This is a genomic window from Blastococcus sp. SYSU D00813 (assembly GCF_054050735.1).
Map to the genome: position 1 here is coordinate 1 of NZ_JBJGZX010000071.1, position 5,498 is coordinate 5,498.

At 74.3% G+C, this 5,498-nt stretch carries 6 protein-coding genes; all 6 read left to right on the plus strand.

Annotation, left to right across the window (positions count from 1 at the left end; all coding sequences use genetic code 11):
• Positions 1-168 precede the first annotated feature (168 nt).
• Positions 169-1,431: a cytochrome P450 gene (locus tag ACI8AX_RS23495; protein ID WP_456552291.1), complete on the plus strand. Its 1,263-nt coding sequence runs from the start codon at positions 169-171 to the stop codon at positions 1,429-1,431.
• Between the two features lie 10 nt (positions 1,432-1,441).
• Positions 1,442-1,885, plus strand: a complete 444-nt coding sequence (locus tag ACI8AX_RS23500; RefSeq protein ID WP_456552292.1) for a nitroreductase family deazaflavin-dependent oxidoreductase — start codon at positions 1,442-1,444, stop codon at positions 1,883-1,885.
• Entirely contained in the window at positions 1,878-3,143 is a 1,266-nt protein-coding gene (locus tag ACI8AX_RS23505; protein WP_456552293.1) for a CaiB/BaiF CoA transferase family protein, read from the plus strand. Before ACI8AX_RS23500 ends, ACI8AX_RS23505 begins: the two co-directional genes overlap by 8 nt.
• The gene (locus ACI8AX_RS23510) at positions 3,140-3,559 is read left to right on the plus strand and encodes a Zn-ribbon domain-containing OB-fold protein (protein ID WP_456552294.1); all 420 of its coding nucleotides are present in this window, start codon (positions 3,140-3,142) and stop codon (positions 3,557-3,559) included. The genes ACI8AX_RS23505 and ACI8AX_RS23510 overlap by 4 nt, the downstream gene beginning before the upstream one ends.
• Positions 3,556-4,752, plus strand: a complete 1,197-nt coding sequence (locus ACI8AX_RS23515; protein WP_456552295.1) for a thiolase family protein — start codon at positions 3,556-3,558, stop codon at positions 4,750-4,752. Before ACI8AX_RS23510 ends, ACI8AX_RS23515 begins: the two co-directional genes overlap by 4 nt.
• The coding region (locus ACI8AX_RS23520) for a TetR/AcrR family transcriptional regulator (RefSeq protein ID WP_456552296.1) at positions 4,752-5,498 on the plus strand (747 nt) is incomplete at its 3' end. The genes ACI8AX_RS23515 and ACI8AX_RS23520, both read left to right, overlap by 1 nt.

Below are 5,498 nucleotides of genomic sequence, written 5' to 3' on the forward strand. Positions count from 1 at the left end.
CGTGGTACGGTGATGGGACCTGCGGGGGTGTGGGTGTGCTCCGGTGGTTTGGGCCCGGGGACGGGGCCCCCCCCCCCCGGCGCGGTCCGGCCGGACCGCGCCGGCGTCCCTCCGATCCCCGCCCCGACGGCAGCCGGCACCGGAGCCGGTCGACAGGAGAGCCGAGACATGACCGCCCCATCGACGGGGACCGCCCCACTGCTGGACGTGGACCGGGTCCGTGAGCTGTTCGACCTGCGGGGCGCCTACATGGCGCACAACGGCGGCGGCTTCGCGGCCGACCCGTATCCCCTGTGGGCCCGCCTGCGCGAGCAGGCGCCGGTGCACGAGGGCACGCTGCACGACCTCACCGAGGGCGCCGAGGAGTGGGTCTTCCAGGGGCTGCCCGAACCGGACCGGCCGCACTTCACCGCCTTCACCTACGCGGCGTGCAACGACGTCTACAAGGACAGCGAGCTCTTCGCCTCCTCCCCCAGCGCCGTCGACCCCACCGCCTCGGCCGGCGTCGAGAGCAGCATGCTGTCGATGGGCGGGGCGCAGCACCGGCGCTACCGGGCGCTGGTGCAGCCGAGGTTCACCCCCAAGGCCGCCGAGTGGTGGATGCGCAAGTCGATCCAGGAGACCGTCGACGCGCTCGTCGCCCACATCCGGCCCCGCGGCCGCGCCGAGCTCAACGTCGACTTCTGCGCCGCCATCCCCGTCCTGACGATCACCGGGGTCTTCGGCATCCCGGTCGAGCAGGCCCTCGACGTCCGCGCCGCCATGCGCAATCCCGCCGAGCTCGTGGCGATGGTCGCGCCGCTGGTCGCCGCCCGCCGGGAGGAGCCGGGCGACGACCTGATCAGCGTGCTGGTGCAGTCCGAGGTCGCCGACGAGCACGGCGTCGTGCACCGGCTGACCGACCCCGAGATCTACTCCTTCTGCCTGCTGCTCCTGCTGGCCGGCTCCGGTACGACCTGGAAGCAGATGGGCATCACGCTCACCGCGCTCCTCGAGCGGCCCGACGTGCTCGCGGCCGTCCGCGAGGACCGGTCCCTGCTGCGCCCGGCCATCGAGGAGGCGCTGCGCTGGCAGCCGACCGACCCGATGTTCTCCCGCTTCGTCACCGCCGACACCGACTTCCACGGCGTCCACCTGCCCCGGGGCGCCGTCGTCCACATCGCCCTGGGGGCAGCCAACCGCGACCCCGCGCGCTGGGATCGGCCCGACGAGTTCGACATCCGCCGCCCGCCCAGGCCGATGCTGGCCTTCGGCGGCGGCCCGCACATCTGCCTGGGCATGCACGTGGCGCGGGCCGAGATGGTCACCGGCATCGGGGCCCTGCTCGACACCCTGCCGGGCCTGCGCCTGGACCCCGACGCCGAGCCGCCGCGCTACGTGGGCTTCTACGAGCGCGGCGCCACGGCCATCCCCGTCCTCTTCGACAGCTGAGGGAAGCGACATGGCGACGTACCAGCAGATCGACGGCACGCTGCTCAACGCCGAGCACGTGCAGCGCTACCGGGAGACCGACGGGGAGGTCGGCTACATCTGGAACGGCGTGCCGATCCTCCTGCTCACGACCACCGGCCGGAAGAGCGGCGAGCCCCGCACGACGCCGCTGATCTTCGCCCGCGACGGCGACGACTACCTCGTCGTGGCCTCGCAGGGCGGCGCCCCCACCCACCCCAACTGGTACCTCAACCTGCTGCAGGACCCGCGGGCGGAGATCCAGGTGCGGGCCGAGCACATCCCGGTGACCGGCCGCACGGCCACCGACGAGGAGCGCCCCCGGCTGTGGGACGTCGTCCGCGGGCCGTGGCCCAACTACGACGTCTACCAGGAGCGCACCGACCGGGTGATCCCCGTCGTGGTGCTCACCCCGACCGGGGGCGCACGTGCCTGACGGGCCGGCGGGCGAGCGCGGCGGCGGCGCGCAGGCCGGCGGGGCCGACGCCGTGCGGCAGGCCTTCGAGGGCATGCGGGTCGTCGAGCTGGCGCAGTGGGTGTTCGTGCCCGTGGCCGGCGCGCTGCTCGCCGACTGGGGAGCCGACGTCGTGCACGTCGAGCCGCCCACCGGAGACCCGTACCGGGGCCTGATGACCCAGGGCATCGGCTCCGACGCCGGCGGCGTCAACGTGTCGATGGCGCTGGCCAACCGGGGCAAGCGGTCGCTGGCGCTCGACGTCCGGACCGACCGCGGCAAGGAGGTGCTGCACCGCCTGCTGGAGTCCGCCGACGTCTTCCTCACCAACCTGCGCCCCGGCGCGCTCGAGCGCCTCGGGCTCGGCGCCGAGGAGCTCACCGCCCGGTACCCCCGCCTGGTCTACGCCCGCGGCCACGGGTACGGCGCCCGCGGGCCCGACGCCGACCAGGCCGGCTACGACTCCTCGGCGTTCTTCGCCCGCGGCGGGCTGGCGCACATCCTCACGCCGCCGGACCGCCAGTACCCGATCGGCCAGCGGGGCGCGATGGGCGACCGCAACGGCGCCATGGCGCTGGCCTTCGGCGTCGCCACCGCGCTGCTGCGTCGCGAGCGCACCGGCTCCGGCGGCGTGGTCGACGTGTCGCTGCTGGCCACCGCCCTGTGGACCCTCTCGTCGGACGTGCTCGCCGCGCTGAGCGGCCAGTCGCCGCAGCCCAACCCCGGCCGCGGACCGACGCCGAACCCGCTCACCGGCACCTACCGGACCGCCGACGGCCGCCACGTGCAGCTCGTCTTCCTCGAGGCGGACCGCTACTGGGCGCCGTTCTGCAAGCTCATCGGCCGTCCGGAGCTCGTCGACGACCCGCGCTTCGCCGACATCCACGTCCGCCGGGAGAACAGCGCCGATTGCGTCGCCCTGCTGGACGAGGAGTTCGCCCGCCGGACGCTCGCCGAGTGGGTCGAGCTGCTGCGGGGCCTGGACGCCCCGTGGGCGCCGGTGCAGTCGGTCCCCGAGCTCCTCGACGACCCCCAGGTCCTGGCCAACGACTACATCGGGACGGTCGAGGACGGCGGCCGGTCCTTCCGCATGCCCAACGTGCCGGTGCAGTTCGACGGGCGGCCGGCGCAGCTGCGCCGCGGCCCCGAGCACGGCGAGCACACCGAGACCCTCCTGCTCGAGCTCGGCTACGGGTGGGACGACATCGTGGCGCTGCAGGCCGCCCGGGCCATCCCGTGAGCACGGGGCGGCCGGTCCCCGTCCCCGACGAGCTGTCGGCCCCGTTCTGGGAGGCGGCCGCCCGGCACGTGCTCACGCTGTCGCGGTGCTCGGACTGCGGGACGCTCACCCACCCGCCCGACGTCGTCTGCGACGCCTGCGGGAGCACCGACCCGCGCTTCGCGGCCACGCCGGTCGACGGCCGCGGCGTCGTCCGCTCGTGGACCGTCGTGCGGCAGTCCTTCCTCCCCGGCTTCGCCGACCTGCTGCCCTTCGTCCTGGTCGACGTGGAGCTGGGCGCGGCGCCGGACGTGCGGGTGGTCGGGCGCCTGCTGGACGGTGTGGACGCACCGCTGCGGGTCGGCAGGCCGGTGCGCGTGGTCTTCGAGGACGTCGGCCCGGACGTCGCCGTCCCCGCGTTCGAGCTGGCGTCGTGACGTCGCGGGCCCGCGACCGGGTCGCGATCGTCGGCTACGCGCAGAGCCCGGTGGTCCGCCACTCGGACCGCACGCTGGGCGCGCTGACGGTCGACACCGCCCGGGCGGCCATCGCCGACGCCGGCCTCACTCCCGCGCAGGTCGACGGGTACGTGACGGCGACGCTGCTGCCCAGCTCCGGCGGGCACGCGATCGTCGACGGCGTCAGCGTCGTGTCCGCCGACTGGCTCGCCGCCCGGCTGCACCCCAACCCGAGCTACGCGGCCGGGTTCTCGGGGCTCGGCCAGATCCCGGGCTCGATGGCCCTGGCGGTGAACGCGGTCACCAGCGGCGCGGCCGAGTACGTCCTCGTGCACCGCGCGCTGCACAACCCCCGGGGCAGCTACCACGCGACGGCCACCACGGAGTTCGGCGGCCCGATGCAGTGGACCGCCCCGCAGGGCTTCTTCGGTCCCCTGGCCATGATCGCCCTGACCTACCAGGAGTACGTGCAGCGGTACGGGGCCTCGCGCGAGGCGCTGGCCGCGGTCGTGGTGGAGGCACGCAAGAACGGCGCCCGGCTGCCGTGGTCGTACTGGTCCGGCCGCCCGCTGACCACCGAGCAGTACTTGACCGAGCCGATGCTCGACGACCCCATCTGCCGCTTCGACTGCGACATCCCCGCCGACGGCGTCGCCGCCTTCGTGCTCACCACCGCCGAGCGGGCCCGCGACCTGCCGCACCGCCCCGTGCACGTGTCCGGGTACGCCACCGGGGGCCCGCCGAAGCGGCGGCTGCCGGCGCACTGGCCGCTGGACGACCTCGTCTCCGCCGGCGCCGGGATGGCCCAGCGGCTCTACGCCTCCGCCGGCACCGGGCTCGACGGGATCGACCTCGTCCAGGTCTACGACGGCTTCTCACCGCTGGTCTACCTGTGGCTGGAGGCGCTCGGCCGCTGCGCGCCCGGCGAGGCGCACCAGTACGTGCTGGACGGCTGCATCGACAGCGACCGGCCCGACGCCGACCCCGTGCTCCTGAGCGGCGGCTCGCTCGGCAACGGGCGCATGCACGGCGTGCCGCAGCTGCTGGAGTGCTACCTCCAGGTGGCCCACCGGGCGGGTGAACGCCAGCGGGAGGGCGTCGCAACCGCGTTATCCTGCCACTCGTCACCGCACCTCGGGGGTGCGCTGATCTACAGCGCGGAGGCCCACTGATGGCGGAGAACGTCGAGGACGCCGAGGGTCTGCAGTCGTCCTGGGTCACCCGGGCGGCCGACCGCGCCCCGAGCGTGCAGAGCTCGCGGTTGCGCAGCATGCAGCGGGCCCAGCAGGTCGTCGACGCCGCCCGCCGGCTGGTCAGCAGCAACCAGGGCGACTTCACGACCCACCAGCTGGTGCGCGAGGCCGGGATAGCGATCCAGACGCTGTACAAGCACTTCCCGAGCAAGGACCACGTGATGCTCGCGGTCCTCGAGGACATCATCGGCGAGTCGGCGGAGACGCTGCACGACTCCGGGGCGGCCATCACGGACCCGGTGGAGCGGCTCCGCTTCTACGTCTACTCGGTCGTCTCGGGGCTGGACCGCGAAGGCAGCCGGTTCATCCCGGCCGAGCACTGGCGGCTGATCCAGCTCTACCCGGACGAGGTCGAGCACGCCCGCCGGCCGATCGCGGAGCTGTTCGGCAAGGCGCTGCAGGACGCCGCGCACCAGGGCCTGCTCCACCCCGCCGACGTGGAGCAGGCCGCCTGGTTCACCAACCAGCTGCTGCTCTCGACGTTCCACCACCACGCCTTCGCCACGTCGCGGGAGTCCAGCGAGGTCATCGCCGGGCAGCTGTGGGCGTTCCTGCTGCGGGCCTACGGCGGCGGTGGCGCCCACCCGGGCGGGGACGTGGGTGACGAACTCCCCGACGACGTCGAGGTCGCCGCGGCCGGCCAGCCGCTCGGTGTAGCTGCGGCC

Bases quoted from the DNA above. Each gene is read 5' to 3' on its own strand.
- ACI8AX_RS23500 (WP_456552292.1), top strand. From the start codon at position 1,442: ATGGCGACGTACCAGCAGATCGACGGCACGCTGCTCAACGCCGAGCAC.
- ACI8AX_RS23495 (WP_456552291.1), top strand. From the start codon at position 169: ATGACCGCCCCATCGACGGGGACCGCCCCACTGCTGGACGTGGACCGG.